We start from the raw sequence: 17,914 nt of genomic DNA, 5'->3' as shown, positions 1-17,914 counted from the left end.
ACTAATAAGTTCAGATATACATCGCTATTAAGAAATCAACAACTCTTCAGCCGTCACAGTCGCCGTCCCCAACTTGCCAACAACAATACCGCCAGCCTGATTGGCCATGGCAACCGCCTCAACGATTGGCATACCGGCATCCAGCATCACAGCCAATGTGGCAATCACCGTATCACCTGCACCGCTCACATCAAAAACTTCTCTGGCTTGTGCAGGGAAGTGGTTGACCTGGTTATTTTGATAGAGCGTCATACCTTCTTCTGAACGGGTCAAAAGCAAGGCATCGAGATTCAATGATGTACGCAAATTTTGAGCTTTGTTTGTGAGGTCTTCTTCATTTTGCCATTTGCCAATAACCTGACGTAACTCAGCGCGGTTCGGGGTAAGAATAGACGCATGATGATAGCGACTATAGTCATCCCCTTTGGGGTCAACCAACACATTCTTTCCTAGCGATTTGGCGGCAAGGATCATGTCGGACACACATGCCAGACTACCTTTGCCGTAATCGGACAAGACCAGCGTGTTATAGCCTTCAAGCAGACTCTTATATAAATTGAGTTGATTACTGATCAGTGTTGAATCAGGCGTCTTTTCAAAATCAATACGCAATAGCTGTTGCTGACGGCCAATAGCACGCAATTTGATGATGGTAGGAATCAGCGGGTCACGAATGCAATGCGATTTGATGTGATCTTTATTCAGTAATTGTTCAACGATATTGCCAGCTTCATCGTCGCCAATCACGCCCATTAAAGCCGCCTGTGCACCGAGTGAAACGATGTTTCTGGCAACGTTCGCAGCGCCACCGAGCCTGTCTTCAGTATGATCAACCTTTAAAACCGGCACCGGTGCCTCTGGCGAAATTCGCTCCACTTGGCCAAACCAGTAACGATCTAACATGATATCGCCAGCAACAAAAACGCTGGCTTGTTGAATTTTTTGTAGATTCATTGTCATTGCCTATGACCCAGCCAAGCTGGTCAGGATTATTTGTTTTATTTATTGCTTAGCAAGCTGCTCAGGTAAATTATCATCCCTATCAATAGACCTGATCGTGTTATCGGCCACGATCTTAACAGGTGCAGCTGCCTCCATTTTGCCAACCACATACTCTGGTACAAAACTGTTGAGCTTAAGTTTGACTTCCGTATCCCGGTATGTTTTGACATCCTCAATCCAGCTCACCAGCGATTGATAACTGATGCCATCCATGATGGACTCCACTTTGGCAACCCATAATTTGGCATGCGCTGTTCGCATGTTTTTTTCATTGTCAGCAAGCAATTCTTCAAACAGCTTTTCACCCGAGCGCAATCCAGTAATCTTGATTTTGATTTGCTCTTCGGTGTAGCCGGACAATTTGATCATGTCACGAGCCAGATCCATGATCTTCACCGGCTCCCCCATATCCAGCACAAAAATTTCACCACCCTGCCCCATCAAACCTGCTTGCAGCACCAATTGACTGGCCTCAGGAATGGTCATGAAATAGCGGGTCATATCCTGATGCGTTACCGTAATCGGGCCACCGCGTTCTATCTGTTCCTTGAATTTAGGAATGACACTCCCATTGGAACCAAGCACATTACCAAAACGCACCATCATGAATTTTGTGTTGCTATGGCTCTGGAATTTTTGCAGTAGCATTTCACCCAGTCGCTTGGTTGCACCCATCACATTGGTAGGGTTGACCGCTTTGTCTGTGGAAATAAAAATCAGTTTTTCAACTTCATATTTATTGGCCGCTCGTGCGAGCTGATAAGTGCCCAGCACGTTATTTTTTACTGCCTGCCAGGCATTATTTTCTTCCATCAAAGGCACATGCTTGTAAGCAGCAGCATGAAAAACAATCCTGGGTTGAAATTTAGCCATCACCTCATCAAGCCGCACCGCATCCTTGACATCACCCACTACCGGCACAATTCTGATTGAAGGGAAGCGAAAACCGAACTCTTCCACAATTTTGTAGAGTGCAAATTCACTTTGCTCAAAACAGATCATCACGCTGGGACGATATTTGGCAATCTGCCGACAGATTTCTGAACCAATCGAGCCGCCAGCGCCCGTAATCAACACGGACTTTGCCGAAAAGAAGTTGGACAAACCACTGATATCCAGTGAAACCGGATCACGCCCCAATAGGTCTTCCAGTTCGATTTGACGAATTTGCGAGTTTTGTACGCGCCCACTCACAATGTCATCCATATCTGGCATGATCAGCACTTTAACGCCCGACTCTTCACACAACTCAAAAATACGACGACGAATTTTCTGATCCGGATTGGGAATCGCAAGAATAGCGTGACGCGCTTTGGTTTGTACGGCAACGCGCGACAATTCGCTCCAGCGCCCCAACACTTTGACGCCCTTCATGGAGCGCCCCAGTTTGGCTGGGTCATCGTCGAGTAAACCTACTACCTGCCATTCGGCGCTACGCTCAATTTCCTTGAGCAAGCCAGCCGCCACATCGCCCGCACCAAAGACCAGGATGGGCTTGCCTTGCTCCTTGAATTCACCATAGGTAGCGTGCTCTTTCCAGGCACGATAGCTGATTCGGCCAGCACACATACCTAAAATCAGCATGAGCGGATTGAGCATGTAAATTGAACGCGGCACACCTTCACCATAGCGCCAGAGCAGCAGTACCGCAGGCACCAATATCGCTGCAAACAGCACCGCCATCACAATGCGCTTGAGATCATGAATACTGGCATAACGCCAGATGCCGCGATATAAACCAAACGACCAGAAGCTACCCAACTGAATCAGCACCACTACCGGTAAGGTAGCCCACATGGCATTATGAAAAAATGGCGGAATATCCAGATTGAAGCGGAACCAATGCCCACTTAACCATGCCGCGGCGGCAACCAACACGTCAAATAGCATTGCCATACCATTGCGTACTGTGCCACTCAGATCAGTTATCTTGAATTGTGTCATAGTCAATTTCTATTGATATTGATTTTCAGGCTTGCCAACTTGCCGATACCGCAGTTGTACCAACACAGAGAGCGCTGCCAATAAAACGAGCATGGCTGTCAACGCACTGGCCTGCACAATCCAGCTGAAGTTGAGCACATACACACCACACAAACCACATACGATCATGCACAAATAAGCAAACCAAGCCACTTTGTCGTGACTGACTCCGGATAGGACTAATTTTTGATAGAAATGTTCGCGGTGGGCCAACCACACCTTTTTACCCTGCCCCAGTCTTTTGATCAGCGTAACCGTGGCATCGTAAATAAAAGGCAAAAAAGCCAATACCGCAAAAAATACTGACCAAACATGCATTTGCACACCCTGCCAGGCAATGGCTCCGGCAAAAAAACCTAATGGAATGGAACCCACATCACCCATAAATATTTTGGCGGGATAAAAGTTGAAACGCAAAAAAGCCAACGCTGCACCAGCGATAGCCAGACAAAAACCAGCCAGATGATGGGCATTACCCAACCAGGCAGCCAATGCGTAACAGGCAAAACCAATACAAGCCATCCCGCCAGCCAAGCCGTCGGCACCATCCATGAAGTTATAGAGATTGGTCATCCAGACCACGCTCATCACTCCGACCAAAACCACCCATAACTGCGGCATTGTGATGGGCACTCCCACAATCAGCAGGCTGGCCGTTGCAGCAGCTAAGACCTGCACCACCAACCGCGTCAAAGGACTTAAATGATACAAATCATCCAATCTTGCAACGATGGACAAGCCAATTCCGATGACAACGACACCCAGCAAAGTCGATCCTGCCGTGTCATTCATCTTAAGCAAAAACAACGGTAATACACCCGCCAAAATGCCCAGCATGATGGCAATTCCACCAGTACGAGGCACCGGCTGGACGTGCAAGGAGCGGTGATTGGGCTGATCCAGGGTTTGAACCAGCCATTTTTTTTTGAGCATGGTGCTTAAGCACAGGCTACTCACGAGCCATGCCAAAATAAAGCAACTGAGTGCCAGCATCATGTTTTGTGGAATAGTTCTTTGATTTTCAAAGGAATTTATTGTTAGCAAAACATTCTAACTGAATCAGATGGCTTTATCGACTAAAGATCTGTACTACGATAGATTTGCTACAGTATTGGCCTGTTTACCTTTTTACGCTTTACTTATTGAGATTATTTATTCATGTCGATTTTTGCCATTGGCGACTTGCAAGGCTGTGCCACGCCACTCCAGCAATTGATCAGCAAACTGGCTTTGCAACCCAGCAAAGACCAGCTTTGGTTTGCTGGTGATCTGGTCAATCGCGGCCCCGACTCCCATGCCGTATTGAACTGGTTGCGCCAGCAAAAATATATCACCGTTTTAGGTAATCATGACCTTCATCTGCTGGCCGTCGCCCATGGCATTCGTCCTCCGGCTAAGCGCGATACGCTCACCGAGTTACTGCAACCGGCCTCGGCCGAGCTACTTGATTGGCTGCGCCAACAACCGCTGGCGCATTTTGCAGATGGCCATTTACTGGTTCATGCCGGTGTGTTACCGCAATGGTCGCTGGCACAGACAATGGATCTGGCGGCGGAAGTCGAAGAACAATTACGCGGCCCCGATTATGTGGATTTTCTGGCGCAGATGTATGGCAATCAGCCTGACCAATGGCACAGTTCACTCAAGGGGGCCAAACGCTGGCGTGTCATCGTCAATGCCCTCACTCGTATACGTTTTTGCACGGCCGATGGTGTCATGGACTTCAGCAGTACCGAAAGTGCCGCCAATCCTCCCGGCGGTTTCATGCCCTGGTTTGACGTCTCAAATCGACAAACCCAAGATGTCACGGTGGTATTTGGTCATTGGTCCACGCTGGGACTCACCCTGCGCGACAACTTGATTGGGCTGGATACGGGTTGCGTGTGGGGTGGCAAACTGAGTGCCGTCAAACTGACAACTGACCCTGGTCAACGCGAAGTATTTCAAGTGGACTGTCCAGCAGCACAACAACCAGGCTAGTCAAAGCCAATCAAACCAACTTAACCACCAAGGAAAGACATGGACCAGCGTTCGCCACTCAAACAAGCAGAACAAAAAATACGAAAGGTTATCTAGCTATTTTCTCAAAAAAGCATAGAACGTAACCCGGCTTTTTAGTGTGTCTAGTGTGTCCTTAATGCGCTTCGCGTCTTTGTGGCAAAAGCTTCATAAACCCTTACCTTGGCTTATCATTGATTCAAGCCGCCTTGTCCATCATCTCCGGCCTTTTCAAACCAGATCGCAAAGCGGCAATCTGATCGCGTGATTGTTGCGCCAGCCAGCGACGCAATTCACCCGGCGATAACTCGGTATGGGCATGCGGATCAATCGGCGCACCGATGGTGACCTGCACAGTCAGATTGTGGTGCGCCAGAATCAGTCGGATCGAATCAATCAGACTCATATCACCGATATAGGCGGGTGCCGTGCTGATAGCGCCACCGGCATCGAGATAGGCCAGACCGATTGGCAAAATATCACTCGCCGATGTCACTGCTGCCGCATATAGATTGGCATGAAACGGCAATAGATCCAGCCCGTCGCTGGTGGTGCCTTCCGGAAACACCGAGAGCGCATGCCCCTCACGCAGCAGATCGGCCATATGGTGCATGATGCGATGCGCATCTTTGCGACTACCGCGCTCGATAAAAATGGTACCGGTCTTCTCACACAACCAACCCACCAGCGGCCAGCCACGGATTTCGGATTTGGCGATAAAGCGCACTGGCTTGACACTATGAATCGCATAAATATCCAGCCAGGAAATATGATTGGACACCACCAGTAAACCTCGCTTGGCCACCTCGCTCTGCGGCCAGCGACCCACAATTTGAACTCGCAAACCACAGATTTTCAGGGCACGGCGCGACCAGCGTTGAATATGATGATGTTGCGATGCTGGCGAAATAAGGGGAAAGAGTACGGCGCAAGTCAGAAGGCCGCGCAATAAATGCAGAATCAACAGGGTAAAGCGTAAGGCAAAACGCATCGACTACCGTTCCAGAAAAATCATCATAAGCTGATGGTTAAAGACAACGCACCGTCGTCCGTCAATTCAACCTTAAAAATCCCAAAAATACTTATACTCTTAAGTAGTACATCCAATAATAGCCTTGTATAGTGCATTTTATATAGCCTATTATTTATACTACCAATCAGTATCTATTCTGACAGGGAAGCTCCCTGATAACGAATTTCACCCGCCACCAAAGTCATGACCGTTTTGCCCGTCAGCTCGTAGCCCAAAAATGGGGTGTTTTTACCCTGACTCTGCAAGGCCTTGGCTACAACCGTCCAAGGCAGATTCGGATCAAACAGACACAGATCGGCACTGCTGCCCGGCTTGCAATGACCGGCATCAATGCCTGCCAATTGCGCAGCACTGGCGGTGACTTTAGCCAGTGCGACCGATAGATCGACCTTCTGTTGCTCGGCCCATTTGAGCGTGAGCGTCAACAGCAACTCCAAACCCGTGGCACCGGGAGAAGACTCGCCAAAGGGTAGCAGTTTTTCATCATCATCCACTGGCGTGTGGTCCGACACAATGGCATCGATCGTGCCATCGGCCAGCCCTTGCCAGATGGCATCGCGATCACGACCGCTACGCAATGGCGGCTGCAGATGGTAGTTGGAATCAAAATAACCAATATCCACATCAGTCAGCAGCACGTTATGAATTGCCACATCGCAGCTTACCCGCAAGCCTTCGGCCTTGGCGGCACGCACCAGCGCCACACCCGCCGCGCTCGAAATCCGGCATAAATGCACCCGTGCGCCCGAAGCTCGCATCAACTCAAAAATCGTGTGCATGGCCAGCGTCTCTGACATCACCGACACACCCGACAAACCGAGTCGCGCCGCTACGGGGCCACTATGCGCCACACCACGCCCCAAGTAAGGGTCTTGCGGACGCAACCATACCGTAAAGTCAAAGGTGTTGGCATATTGAAACGCGTGCAGCATGACTTGCGTGTCGGTGATCGGAAATTCAGCCTGCGCAAAGCCGATACAACCCGCCTCGGTCAACTCGGCCATTTCGGTAATGACTTCGCCTTTTAGACCGACAGTCAGTGCACCCAATGGATAAACGTGTGCCTGCTGCAAATTTTTAGCGCGAAACTTGAGCATTTCCACCAAGCCCGGCTCGTCCAAGACCGGCTCGGTATCAGGTGGACAAACCAGACTGGTCACACCACCGGCCATCGCGGCAAGCATTTCAGACTCCAGCGTGGCCTTGTATTCATAACCAGGTTCACGCAAGCGCGCACTCAAATCCACCAGTCCCGGGCAAACAATCAAACCCGTCGCATCAATGGTCTTATTGGCATGAAAACCTTCTGGTGCAATTCCAATCGCAGCAATCTTGCCTGCAGCAATAAAAATATCGTGCTTGCCATTCACGCCACTGGCCGGATCAATCAAGTGACCATTTTTAATTTGAATTTTCATTATTTCAATTCCCTGCCACAATGCCCATGACGGCCATTCGTACTGCAATACCAAAGGTTACCTGCGGCAAGATGACCGATTGCGCACCATCGGCCACGGCACTGTCAATTTCCACCCCCCGATTCATCGGCCCCGGATGCATCACAATGGCATCGGGTTTGGCTAGAGCCAATTTTTCTGGTGTCAGACCATAGTTCTTGAAATACTCACCAGCTGAAGGCAGCAATGCACCTTTCATACGCTCGTTTTGCAAGCGCAGCATGATGATCACATCCACATCCTTCAAGCCCTTGTTCATATCATGAAACACCCGCACACCCATTTGTTCCAGACCACTTGGCAACAAGGTACGTGGGCCAATTGCACGTACTTCCGGCACACCAAGTGTGGTGAGCGCGTGGATGTCGGAGCGGGCCACGCGTGAGTGCAAGATGTCACCGACGATGGCCACCGTTAAATTGGTGAAATCCTTTTTATAGTGACGAATCGTGTACATATCCAACAAACCCTGGGTCGGATGGGCATGACGACCATCACCGGCGTTGATCACATGCACATGCGGTGCGACGTGCTGGGCAATCAAATAGGGCGCACCAGAGCTGGCGTGACGCACCACAAACATATCCGCATTCATCGCCGACAGGTTATTGATGGTATCGAGCAGCGACTCCCCTTTGGAAGTACTGGACGCATTGATGTTCAGATTGATCACATCCGCCGACAGGCGCTTGGCGGCAATCTCAAAGGTGGTCCGTGTGCGTGTTGAATTTTCAAAGAACAGATTGAAAATACTCTTGCCACGCAACAATGGCACTTTTTTGACTTCACGATCCGACACCGATAAAAATGATTCCGCCGTATCCAGAATTTGAATCAGTGTTTTTTTAGGCAAACCTTCAATACTCAACAGATGCTTGAGCTCGCCATGTTCATTTAGTTGTGGGTTACGCATCCGCGTCCTCCAGGTGCAAGGTGAATTTTCCGTTAGTCGCACGGGACAGCACTAAATTCTGGCTGTCAGGCAAAGTCAGGGTATGGGCACAAAAACGCGCGGCAATAGGCAGTTGACGACCACCTCGATCCACCAGCGCGGCCAGATCGATGCGTGCCGGCCTGCCAAAATCAAAAATCTCATTGACCGCAGCACGTGCCGAACGGCCTGTGTGCAAGACATCATCCACCAGCAAGATCGCATGATCATTCACATCAAACGAAAGCTGTGTGCTATGGCTATGGCCGCTCATGCCACGCTGAGCAAAGTCATCGCGATGCATCGCAGTACTGACAAAACCCAGTGGTAAGGAATGCTCAAGTTTCAATCGGCTGGCCAGATCAGTTGCCAGTCGTTCGGCAATCCAGGCACCGCCACTATGAATGCCTACGACCGCCCAGGATTGGCTCGATTGGCTGATGACATCGGCAATCTGTGCCAGCAGTTGCTGATACAGATTTTCAGCATGAAGATTGAGTGCGTTCATGATGGCGTTCAGAGCCCGGTTGATGTGGAAGAAGTGGTGCTGGCGAAGGCAGCAACCAACGGCGGTTCATCAAAATATTGCTGCAGAATAATACGCGCCGATTCAGCGTCAATATCCTTTTCACCGTTGGCTTGGGCGGCCACTGATGAATAGCGCTCATCAATCAGCACCACAGGTAGATTAAAGCGGCCATGCAGTTGATTGGCAAAACGGCGACATTGCTGCGTCATCGCGTGTTCGGCACCATCCGGATGGGTTGGTAAACCCACCACCAGTCGCTGTGGCTGCCATTCGGCCAGCAGTTTTTCAATTTGGGCAAAACGGCTGATGCGATCGCGATTGGCCAGCGTGGTGAGCGCCCGCGCCGATTGCATGACGGTATTGCCGACGGCAACACCAATCCGCTTCATGCCATAGTCAAAGGCCAACAGGGTGGCTTCGGGTTGAAATTGCTGAGTTGCTGGCACCATTATGCGTGGCCTGCCTCGCCAGATAGCATGGCCGGATCAAAACCCAGCAGACGAATTGCAGCGTTGAAACGTTCTTCGATCGGCACGTCAAAAATAATGCGCTCGTCGGCTTCCACCGTTAACCAGCCATTATTGGCGATTTCTTCTTCAACCTGGCCAGCGCTCCAGCCCGCATAGCCTAATGTCACCAATAGACGTTTTGGCCCCTGCCCTTGGCCAATGGCTTCAAGTACATCTTTTGAGGTGGTCATTTCGAGCTTGTCGGTAATCATCAGCGATGACATATAACTGCCCATGGCCTCATGCAACACAAAACCACGATCGGCCTGCACCGGACCACCAAACAGCACAGGTTGTGCAGCCAGTGGCTCAATATCGAGTGACAGCTCTATTCGCTCAAACAGGGTTTGCAGATTGAGGTCGGTGGGGCGATTGATCACCAGGCCCAGAGCGCCGCGCTCATTATGTTCGCAAACATAAACCACAGTGCCCGCAAAGATGGCGTCGACCATGTTGGGCATGGCAATGAGGAATTGATGTGTAAGATTAATGCTATCGGCCATAATGCACGGGATTTTACTTGATTCAGGATTTGACTAGTCGTATGTCTGCAGAAAAACCTCAATTCTCTTCGGCGCTGGTCTGGCTACGCCGTGACTTGCGGCTTGATGACCATGCCGCTCTCTATCATGCGCTTAAATCAAGCCAAAAGGTGTATTGCTGTTTTGTGTTTGATCAAGCCATTTTAAAACCCCTGCCCAAGGCCGACCGACGCGTCGAATTCATCCATACAAGCCTGCTAGAACTGGATGCCCGCTTACAGACAGCAGGCAGCCAATTACTGGTGCTGCACGACCTGGCTAGTGCAGCGATTCCAGCATTGGCCAAAGCTTTGCAGGTGGATGCGGTCTTTGCCAATCATGATTACGAACCTGCCGCGATTGAGCGCGATGCCGCAGTAGCGGCAGTCTTAAATCAGCAAGGGCAACAGTGGCTGAGTTTTAAAGACCAGGTCATCTTTGAAAAAAACGAGGTGCTCAGTCAGGTTGGCAAACCTTTTTCTGTTTTTACCCCCTACAAAAATGCCTGGCTGAAAACACTCACGCCGTTTTATCTGCAGGCTTATCCTGTGGTAACTTATCTGGATCGACTGGCCAAACGCGATGAACGGCTCAAGCAATACGCGCTTCCCGGCCTGCAATCGATTGGTTTTACGCCGACCAATCTGGCCGATCTGAAAATCCCCACTGGCGCCAGCGGCGCACAAAATCTGTTGGACGATTTTTTGGCGCGAATCGATCACTACCACGAGCGACGGGATTTTCCGGCCATCAAGGGCGTCAGTTATCTATCGGTACATTTGCGCTTTGGCACCATTTCCATTCGCACTCTGGCACGCGCTGCCCATGCACACATGCTGCAAGGCTCACGCGGGGCCGAGGTATGGCTGAGTGAACTGATCTGGCGCGACTTTTACTTCATGATCCTGTTTCATCATCCTCGGGTGGTTGGGCAGGCATTCAAACCGGCTTACGAGGCCATTGCCTGGGAACAGGGTGAACATGCGCACGACCTGTTTGCTGCCTGGCGCGAAGGTCGCACCGGTTATCCGCTGGTGGATGCGGCCATGCTGCAGCTGAATCAGACCGGTTATATGCACAACCGCTTGCGCATGGTCACCGCCAGTTTTTTGACCAAGGATCTTGGCATTGACTGGCGCTGGGGCGAGGCGTATTTTGCGCGTCAGTTAAACGACTTTGATCTGGCCGCCAATAATGGTGGCTGGCAATGGGCGGCATCGAGTGGTTGCGATGCCCAACCCTACTTTCGGATTTTTAATCCGGTCACGCAGTCCGAAAAATTTGATCCGCAAGGTAAATTCATTCGCCGCTATTTGCCGCAACTGGCCAAGTTACCGGATCGCTTCATACATGCGCCTTGGCTCATGAAACCGGCTGAACTCAAAGCTTGCGGCATGGTGTTGGGTGAACACTATCCCATGCCGATTGTGCAGCATGATCTGGCTCGTCAACAGACGCTGGCGCGCTATGCGGTGGTGAAGTCAATCAAAGAGGATGAGTCGTAATCTCAATTTGGTGCTGCTCAATTTGCTGCTTCAACTCAGCCAGCAAAATCAGCGCACTCACCACCACTGAAAGCGCTCGCAGACAAGTGCGTTTAACCTGGCAAAGCGTACCATGAGGCATCCTAAAAACATAAAAAAAACTGCATACCCCCTAGGAGGATATGCAGTTTTTAACCTCTTAAGTTTATTTTTATTAACTCAATAAAAATACACTTAATGAGTATCTCAGTTCAGGCTATGCTTGGGTGCTTTGCTGCCCATGTACTGAGCCACTTTACCCAGCAATTGCTGATCTTGATAAGGTTTACCCATGTACTCGTTGACGCCCAGCTCCATCGCATAGTTACGGTGTTTATCGGCGGTACGTGAAGTGATCATGATGATTGGCAGTTTACGCAGCCGCTCATCAGCACGGATGTTGCGCGTCAGATCAAAACCATCCATACGCGGCATTTCAATGTCGAGCAACATCACGTCGGGTGTGACGCCCTGCAATTGCTCCAGCGCATCCACACCATCCTTGGCCAGCAGCACTTGATAACCTTCGCGCTGCAAGAGCCGCTGACTGACTTTACGCACGGTCAGCGAATCATCCACCACCATCACAGTTGGCAGGCTGGACAGCCCAGTTTCAGCTTTGGTCTGGCCACCATCAACCTGACCTGGCTGGTTAGTCGTGGCGACGGCAACGTCACCGTCAGCTTGTGGCAATTGTTGCGACTGACCTTTGGACTTGAATTCCAGGGCTTTGCCAACCAGTTGTACCGGGTTGAAAATCAGAATCACATCACCACTGGCAGAAATCGTCGCCCCCGAGATACCGACCATCCGTGCCAGTTGTGGGCCAATGTTCTTGACCACCACTTCACGGTTGCCATGAATTTCATCCACATGCAAAGCAACGCGTTCAACACCACTCCTGGCAATGACAATTGGTGAATACTTTTGCGCCAGCGGTGCGGATTCGGTATCTTCCAGCATATTGCCAAAGTAGAAGAAATGCACATCTTCATCAGCAAAGCGTACTTTGCCTTGATCGTACATGCGAGTCAGTTCCGGCATTTTGACTTGCTGAACCTGCTCAATGATGGACGACGGGATGGCATGCACACGTGAGCCGATGCGTACCATCAACACCTGCGTAATCGCAGTGGTCAGTGGCAGGTAAATGGTGAAGCGAGAACCCTGCCCCAGCACCGAATCCACCACGACGCGACCACCCAGTTCCGCAGTTTCGGTTTGCACCACGTCCATACCCACGCCACGACCAGCCAGCTGAGTCACTTCATCGGCAGTCGAGAAACCGGGTGTAAAGATCAGGTTGGCAATTTCGTTTTCAGACAAATGGGCATCTGCTGAAATTAACTTGCGCTCAATAGCACGGGAGCGGATCTTGTCCAGATCCAGACCAGCACCATCATCGGCCACCACAATAATGATCTCGTTACCTTCCTGACGAATTTCCATGCGCAGTTCGGCGACGTCCGACTTGCCACTGGCCAGTCGCGCTGCACGAGATTCGATACCGTGCACAATCGAGTTACGCAGCAAATGTTCAAACGGCGCCACCATGCGTTCCAGCACACCGCGGTCAATATCCAGATGCGCACCGACAATATCCAGCGCCACCCGTTTGCCCAGTTCTTTGGAAGCCTGCCGCACCACACGATAGAGACGCTCGGTAATACTGCCAAACGCCACCATGCGTGCACGCATCAGATTTTGCTGCAGATCCCGTGTCAAACGTGATTGCAAGATCAATTCATCTTGCGCACTATCCAGAGCACGACTAATGTTTTGCTGAACTGTGGCCACGTCACCAACCGACTCCGCCATCATCCGGGTCAATTCCTGGAAGCGGGTAAAGCGGTCAAACTCCAAAGGATCGAAAGTCTTTTCCGTGTCTTTGCTCAGTGCCATACGCGACTGCATCTGCGTCTCGGCCTGGATATCAATATCACGCAATTGGGTGCGCAGACGCGACACGTTCTGGGTCAGATCACTCACCGCGGAACGCAAGACAGTCAGTTCGTTATCCAGTCGAGCACGCGCAATATTGACCTCACCGGCGTTGTTAACCAGGCGATCCAACACATGTGACTGAATCCGCACCACTTGTCTTGGTGCTGCGGCCAGTTCCTTGTCAACATCGGTACGTACCCACTCAGACGGCATGATGCCATCTTTGGCCATACCCATATCGGCGGGCTTGGCAGATTCAACCAGTGCTTGCGCAGTATGCGTTGTTTCTTGCTCTTCGCTCGTGGCTGGTGCTGCCTCGGCCTGATCATCCATTGTCATTGACAAGGGAACTGGTCGTTGTGCGTTTGGATTTTCCAGCAGATCGAACAGGTACATGGATTCATCGGCTGTCGCAAACAAATCTTCCAGCACCGCACTCGGAATTGGTGACAGGCGCATGGCCGACTCAACCCGGGTTTCCAGATCATGCAAGACTTCACCCAGCTGCATCGCACCCGCCATCCGGGCACTACCTTTAACGGTATGCAAGAGACGCAGCAGCGGATTCAGATCGGGTTGCGCCGTATGATTTTTTACCGATTCCTGCCATGCGGCCAGATGGCCAGCAATCTTCGGCATGTTTTCATGACCTTCTTCCAGAAAGATAGCCAGCAATTCGGCGTCAACGGCTTCGTCGGAATACTCATCAACGCTATCGTCAACGATCGTTTCCTTGATGACCGGAATCGAGACCAATGGTGCAGCAGCCACAACGGGTTCGGGCAGTGGCTCAGGTTCACTCAGCAACTCAGCAACTGACTCGTCAAGCCCGGGCGCGTCTGACACCTCGACAATAGCCACCACTGGCTGCTCAAGCGGCAATTCAGTAACCATCTCGGATTCCGCAGACTCAGCAGCAGGCAGTACTGCGCTTTCAATCATGGCAAGCGGCTCATTGACCAATTCTGGTTGATCAGCCACCAATCCTTCAACGACAACCGGTGTTTCAGATTGGGCAAAATCAGGCAACTCAGCATAAGCAATCGGTGCAACTTCGATCTCAGCCACTGGCTCAATCACCTCGTTGGCTTCGGCTACAACAGCAACCTCTTCAACCACCGCATCATTGGCCACCTGCTGAGTTTGCTGTACCGCTTCTTGCAAGGCATTATGCAAATCAGTGATGGATTGTTCAACCACTTCGTCACGCTCAGCCAGCTGACCCGCAGCAAACTGATGCAACATGCTATTCATACGATCAACAGCATGATCCAGAATATCAAAGTGATCGGCATCCAGCTCAATCGGTGTATGCTCGGCAGCCGTACCCAATTCAGATTCTTGCGAGTGAAAAGAATGAATCAGTTTTTCAAGGCGTTCGGCAATCCGGCTGACACACTCCAATCCCACCAGTTCTGATGCGCCACCTAAAGAATGCATCGACCGCAGTGTTTCAAGACGAGCCAAACGAGCTGGCTCATGACGCCACTCTGAAAAATCGGTAGCAATGAAACGAATCAGCTCATCAGCCTCATTGAGGAAGATGTTATAGAGTGGCAGACTGATTTTCAGCTCACCAATCTGTTTGACACGCTCTTCCGGCTGCACGGCCTCAACATCGCGTGGTGTCAATACCGGCAAAGCAGCAGCAATGATTTCAGGCTCAGTTTCTTGTACTGGTTCAGCCAGTATTGGCAATTCTTCCATAACCTCGTCAACGACTTCCTCAGGAAGCTCGTCAACAACAGGTACGGCAACCAGGGGCGTTGCATCAATCGAACCGCTGAGTTCCAAAGCTGGCAATTCTGATACCAACTCAAGTGGCTCAAGGTTCAGGTCGCTGCTCAAATCAGCCGTCAGCTCATTGGCAAAATCACTGGTCAGATCATCAGACAACTCGGCAGGTAATGCTGTGAGCTCAATGGTTTCGATAATTGGCAAATCATCGGTAGTGACTTCATCAACCAAAGACCGATCTGACTCATTGCGCTCGGCAAGAGATTCAATAATGGTTGGCAATACCGCCTCAACCACAGGCTCGTCTGATTTTTCCAATTCTGGCAGAGCTGGCAGTGTTGCTTCAATTTGCGGTTCAACCTGAACAGATTCAACAGGAGTTACGGCAACTGGTGCAGCTTCAACCACCATGACCTGGAAGTCACCACCCTGACGAACACGTTCAGAGCAGGCAATCATGGCATCTGGCAAGCGAGCTGAATAACCGCCCTGGCTCAGCTCTCCAACCCACGCATCCAATTCCGCCGAAACATAATGCAGCAGCTTGAACAGATCCGGTGTACCCGGCGTGCCATTGGCGAGCCACAGATTAAGCGTCTGCTCAATCGACCAGGCGGCTTCTCCAAACTCTTTGAGACCCACCATCCGCCCACTACCTTTGAGAGTATGGAAAGCACGCCGCAAAGTCGTCAAATACTCAACATTATCAGGATGTCCTTCTGACAAGCCCAAATGATTATTGACTGTTTCCAGCACCTCTTCCGCTTCCATGAGGAAGATTTCGAGCAACTCGGGATCCACATCCGCCTGATTGATAACGACTGGTACTGGCGTGCTAATGGTCGGCACCGGTGGCTCAACCAGCTCAGGTTCCTGAGCAAGCGCCTCGGTTTTATTGATGGCTTCATCAGCAATTGGCTCAAGGCGTACGATTGGTCCAGCAGTCCGTGTTGCATCCCGTAGATCCAGCGACTGCTCTTGCTTGAGTAACTTAAATTCACCGGCCGCAGTATCAAACTCATATTGTTTTTTGACCAGATCAGGCAGATAAGGCAACACTTCAATATAGACATCCAGTGCACCAAGAATACTGGCCAGTCGATTGAAATGCTCAGCACGTTGTGACTCGTCAGGTGCGGTATGAATATCCAAGAATAAACTTAAAGTCTGCTTGCAGGATTCGACCGCGGCAAAGGCGTTGTCATATCCCAAGGCGATAAATACGCCGGACATCTGACCCAGTTTTTCGAGCGCTTCGGAAAGACGAGAATTGTCCTCGGGACGACGGAAAAATTCATCCAGTGTTTTCTCAGAAACTCGCAAATTACCACGCAACTCATCAATCACCGATTGCAGTGTTGACTTCTGCATCGCATCACGGGAAATATCATCCATCCATGCTTCAGTGGCCTGCAACGGCTCATGCCTGAGCAGAGTAGCCAAGCGAATAGTGATCTGCTCGGCACGAACATCAAATGAATCATCAAGGCGAATAAAGTTTTGTAACGCCTGCTCAATGAAGAGCAGCGCCAGCGCCGCTTCCATGCCAACGGTTTCTTCAGGTGCACGATTGGTTTGAGCAATCTGTTTGGCCAGCAGTTCTAATTGAAAGCACAAATTGGCCAGCATGCCACGCTTGAGCTTGGCGACCACCATGTGCAGATTGGCCGTTTGTGCGACCATATCCGCAATCTGCGCCAGCTCACCTGAAATCACACGATTCCAGCACTGCTTGGCACGCATCAAACTTTCGCCAGCGTCCGCCAGTTGTTTCAGATCAACGACACCATAGTAAGGGCGTGAAAAATCCTTGGCATTGATTTTAGGCAGCTTGAAAATCTGCAAAGCACGATTGAGGTAGCTATCAACGTCAAGTTGATCGCGCTCGGCTTGCGAGAGCTGGAATAACATTTCTTTAAGCAGTTTGGCTGGGATGCCCTGACCTTCCTGAATCCGGCGAACTTGAATATTGATCGCACCAGCCAGACTTTTCAGGTTCTTGTCGATGACAAGTTTTTGTAATTCGGCTGCTTCAAACAAGGCCGTTGCTGCCAGAAAGAATCCTTGTGGTTGCTTGTCCTGAAACAGTTGCAAAATATTGGCAGCACTCTGCTTGAGTCTGGTCGCCAACAGTTCTGGCTGTTCACTTTTCAGAAAACCCAACAGATGCTGCTCATAGTCCAATCTGGCAACATTGAGTTTTTCAACATCGGCGATGAAATGATTCGAAGTATCGGTAACAAACCCGGACAAATCGGGGAAAAACAAATCAGCAGGACGAGTGCCCATCTCGCCTAACAGAGACTGTAGGGCATGATACTGTGCAAATAACCGCACCGGCACCACGGCACCACCACTTTGGATATCTTCCAAATATTCAAGTACCGCTCTTTGCGCATCCAGAATGCAGGTGACGCATTCATTACTGACCGCCAGTTTACCCTCTTCCAATCTTAATAAAACTGCTTCCAGCAATTGACAGAGCTGCGCTGCGCCTGGCACATCAATAAAATAAACTGGAGCCACCGACTTATGCAATTGTTGTCGTGCCGACCCAATATGTTTAAGCTGAGCCACATCATCCAGCGTGGCTGTGAGTATCGATTGCAAGGACTCTTTAGACTGGGCAAAACCGTCGCGAATCTGCTCGGTCACCCAGAATAAAGCCCCCTGCAGAGACTGTGCAGGCGAAAAGGATAACAATCCACCCTCAGTCTGCTTAGTGTCATTAGCCATTGGTTATGCGC

At 50.6% G+C, this 17,914-nt stretch carries 12 protein-coding genes; 2 read left to right on the top strand and 10 right to left on the bottom strand.

The window, feature by feature from the left end; genetic code table 11:
- Positions 1-27: 27 nt before the first annotated feature.
- Genes rfaE1 through ACMYR3_RS01590 form a run of 3 tightly spaced genes read right to left on the bottom strand, consistent with a single transcriptional unit; the run spans position 28 to position 3,918 of the window.
- On the bottom strand, positions 28-960 hold the full coding sequence (rfaE1, locus tag ACMYR3_RS01600) for a D-glycero-beta-D-manno-heptose-7-phosphate kinase (protein WP_424193873.1): 933 nt from the start codon (positions 958-960) through the stop codon (positions 28-30).
- A gap of 42 nt (positions 961-1,002) precedes the next feature.
- Positions 1,003-2,946 carry a polysaccharide biosynthesis protein gene (locus tag ACMYR3_RS01595; RefSeq protein WP_424193871.1) on the bottom strand — a complete coding sequence of 648 codons (1,944 nt, stop codon included), beginning with the start codon at positions 2,944-2,946 and terminating at the stop codon, positions 1,003-1,005.
- A gap of 9 nt (positions 2,947-2,955) precedes the next feature.
- Positions 2,956-3,918, bottom strand: a complete 963-nt coding sequence (locus tag ACMYR3_RS01590; protein ID WP_424193869.1) for an MraY family glycosyltransferase — start codon at positions 3,916-3,918, stop codon at positions 2,956-2,958.
- A 225-nt stretch (positions 3,919-4,143) separates the two neighbouring features.
- Here ACMYR3_RS01590 and ACMYR3_RS01585 point away from each other — a divergent pair, with 225 nt between their 5' ends.
- On the top strand, positions 4,144-4,965 hold the full coding sequence (locus ACMYR3_RS01585) for a symmetrical bis(5'-nucleosyl)-tetraphosphatase (protein ID WP_424193867.1): 822 nt from the start codon (positions 4,144-4,146) through the stop codon (positions 4,963-4,965).
- A gap of 217 nt (positions 4,966-5,182) precedes the next feature.
- On the opposite strand, the gene ACMYR3_RS01580 is transcribed toward ACMYR3_RS01585, so the two are convergent.
- The 6 genes from ACMYR3_RS01580 to ACMYR3_RS01555 all read right to left on the bottom strand — a co-directional run bounded on the left by ACMYR3_RS01580 (position 5,183) and on the right by ACMYR3_RS01555 (position 9,945).
- Entirely contained in the window at positions 5,183-5,974 is a 792-nt protein-coding gene (locus ACMYR3_RS01580; protein ID WP_424193865.1) for a lysophospholipid acyltransferase family protein, read from the bottom strand.
- Positions 5,975-6,147: 173 nt separating this feature from the next.
- On the bottom strand, positions 6,148-7,434 hold the full coding sequence (locus ACMYR3_RS01575) for a dihydroorotase (RefSeq protein WP_424193863.1): 1,287 nt from the start codon (positions 7,432-7,434) through the stop codon (positions 6,148-6,150).
- Positions 7,435-7,438: 4 nt separating this feature from the next.
- On the bottom strand, positions 7,439-8,386 hold the full coding sequence (locus tag ACMYR3_RS01570) for an aspartate carbamoyltransferase catalytic subunit (protein WP_424193861.1): 948 nt from the start codon (positions 8,384-8,386) through the stop codon (positions 7,439-7,441).
- Positions 8,379-8,912 carry a bifunctional pyr operon transcriptional regulator/uracil phosphoribosyltransferase PyrR gene (pyrR, locus tag ACMYR3_RS01565; RefSeq protein WP_424193859.1) on the bottom strand — a complete coding sequence of 178 codons (534 nt, stop codon included), beginning with the start codon at positions 8,910-8,912 and terminating at the stop codon, positions 8,379-8,381. Before pyrR ends, ACMYR3_RS01570 begins: the two co-directional genes overlap by 8 nt.
- A gap of 8 nt (positions 8,913-8,920) precedes the next feature.
- Positions 8,921-9,382, bottom strand: coding sequence for a Holliday junction resolvase RuvX (ruvX, locus tag ACMYR3_RS01560; RefSeq protein ID WP_424193857.1), 462 nt, complete (start codon positions 9,380-9,382; stop codon positions 8,921-8,923).
- Complete coding sequence (locus ACMYR3_RS01555; RefSeq protein ID WP_424193855.1) at positions 9,382-9,945, bottom strand: YqgE/AlgH family protein; 564 nt, start codon at positions 9,943-9,945, stop codon at positions 9,382-9,384. Before ACMYR3_RS01555 ends, ruvX begins: the two co-directional genes overlap by 1 nt.
- 41 nt (positions 9,946-9,986) lie before the next feature.
- On the opposite strand from ACMYR3_RS01555, the gene ACMYR3_RS01550 reads away from it, so the two are divergent.
- On the top strand, positions 9,987-11,468 hold the full coding sequence (locus tag ACMYR3_RS01550; protein ID WP_424193853.1) for a cryptochrome/photolyase family protein: 1,482 nt from the start codon (positions 9,987-9,989) through the stop codon (positions 11,466-11,468).
- Positions 11,469-11,693: 225 nt separating this feature from the next.
- Here the strand turns inward: ACMYR3_RS01550 and ACMYR3_RS01545 are convergent, their stop codons facing one another.
- Positions 11,694-17,903: an Hpt domain-containing protein gene (locus ACMYR3_RS01545; RefSeq protein ID WP_424193851.1), complete on the bottom strand. Its 6,210-nt coding sequence runs from the start codon at positions 17,901-17,903 to the stop codon at positions 11,694-11,696.
- Positions 17,904-17,914: the final 11 nt, after the last annotated feature.

Origin of the sequence: Ampullimonas aquatilis (assembly GCF_049675895.1) — a bacterium.
GTDB lineage: Bacteria > Pseudomonadota > Gammaproteobacteria > Burkholderiales > Burkholderiaceae_D > Ampullimonas > Ampullimonas aquatilis.
Note: the sequence above shows the minus strand (reverse complement) of the source record. Positions and strands in the feature narration are given on the sequence as shown.

Excerpts from the sequence above, each read along its gene's own strand:
- ACMYR3_RS01590 (WP_424193869.1), bottom strand. The coding sequence starts at position 3,918 with ATGCTCAAAAAAAAATGGCTGGTTCAAACCCTGGATCAGCCCAATCAC.
- ruvX (WP_424193857.1), bottom strand. The coding sequence starts at position 9,382 with ATGGTGCCAGCAACTCAGCAATTTCAACCCGAAGCCACCCTGTTGGCC.
- pyrR (WP_424193859.1), bottom strand. The coding sequence starts at position 8,912 with ATGAACGCACTCAATCTTCATGCTGAAAATCTGTATCAGCAACTGCTG.
- ACMYR3_RS01585 (WP_424193867.1), top strand. The coding sequence starts at position 4,144 with ATGTCGATTTTTGCCATTGGCGACTTGCAAGGCTGTGCCACGCCACTC.
- ACMYR3_RS01575 (WP_424193863.1), bottom strand. The coding sequence starts at position 7,434 with ATGAAAATTCAAATTAAAAATGGTCACTTGATTGATCCGGCCAGTGGC.
- ACMYR3_RS01595 (WP_424193871.1), bottom strand. The coding sequence starts at position 2,946 with ATGACACAATTCAAGATAACTGATCTGAGTGGCACAGTACGCAATGGT.
- rfaE1 (WP_424193873.1), bottom strand. The coding sequence starts at position 960 with ATGACAATGAATCTACAAAAAATTCAACAAGCCAGCGTTTTTGTTGCT.
- ACMYR3_RS01570 (WP_424193861.1), bottom strand. The coding sequence starts at position 8,386 with ATGCGTAACCCACAACTAAATGAACATGGCGAGCTCAAGCATCTGTTG.
- ACMYR3_RS01545 (WP_424193851.1), bottom strand. The coding sequence starts at position 17,903 with ATGGCTAATGACACTAAGCAGACTGAGGGTGGATTGTTATCCTTTTCG.
- ACMYR3_RS01555 (WP_424193855.1), bottom strand. The coding sequence starts at position 9,945 with ATGGCCGATAGCATTAATCTTACACATCAATTCCTCATTGCCATGCCC.
- ACMYR3_RS01550 (WP_424193853.1), top strand. The coding sequence starts at position 9,987 with ATGTCTGCAGAAAAACCTCAATTCTCTTCGGCGCTGGTCTGGCTACGC.
- ACMYR3_RS01580 (WP_424193865.1), bottom strand. The coding sequence starts at position 5,974 with ATGCGTTTTGCCTTACGCTTTACCCTGTTGATTCTGCATTTATTGCGC.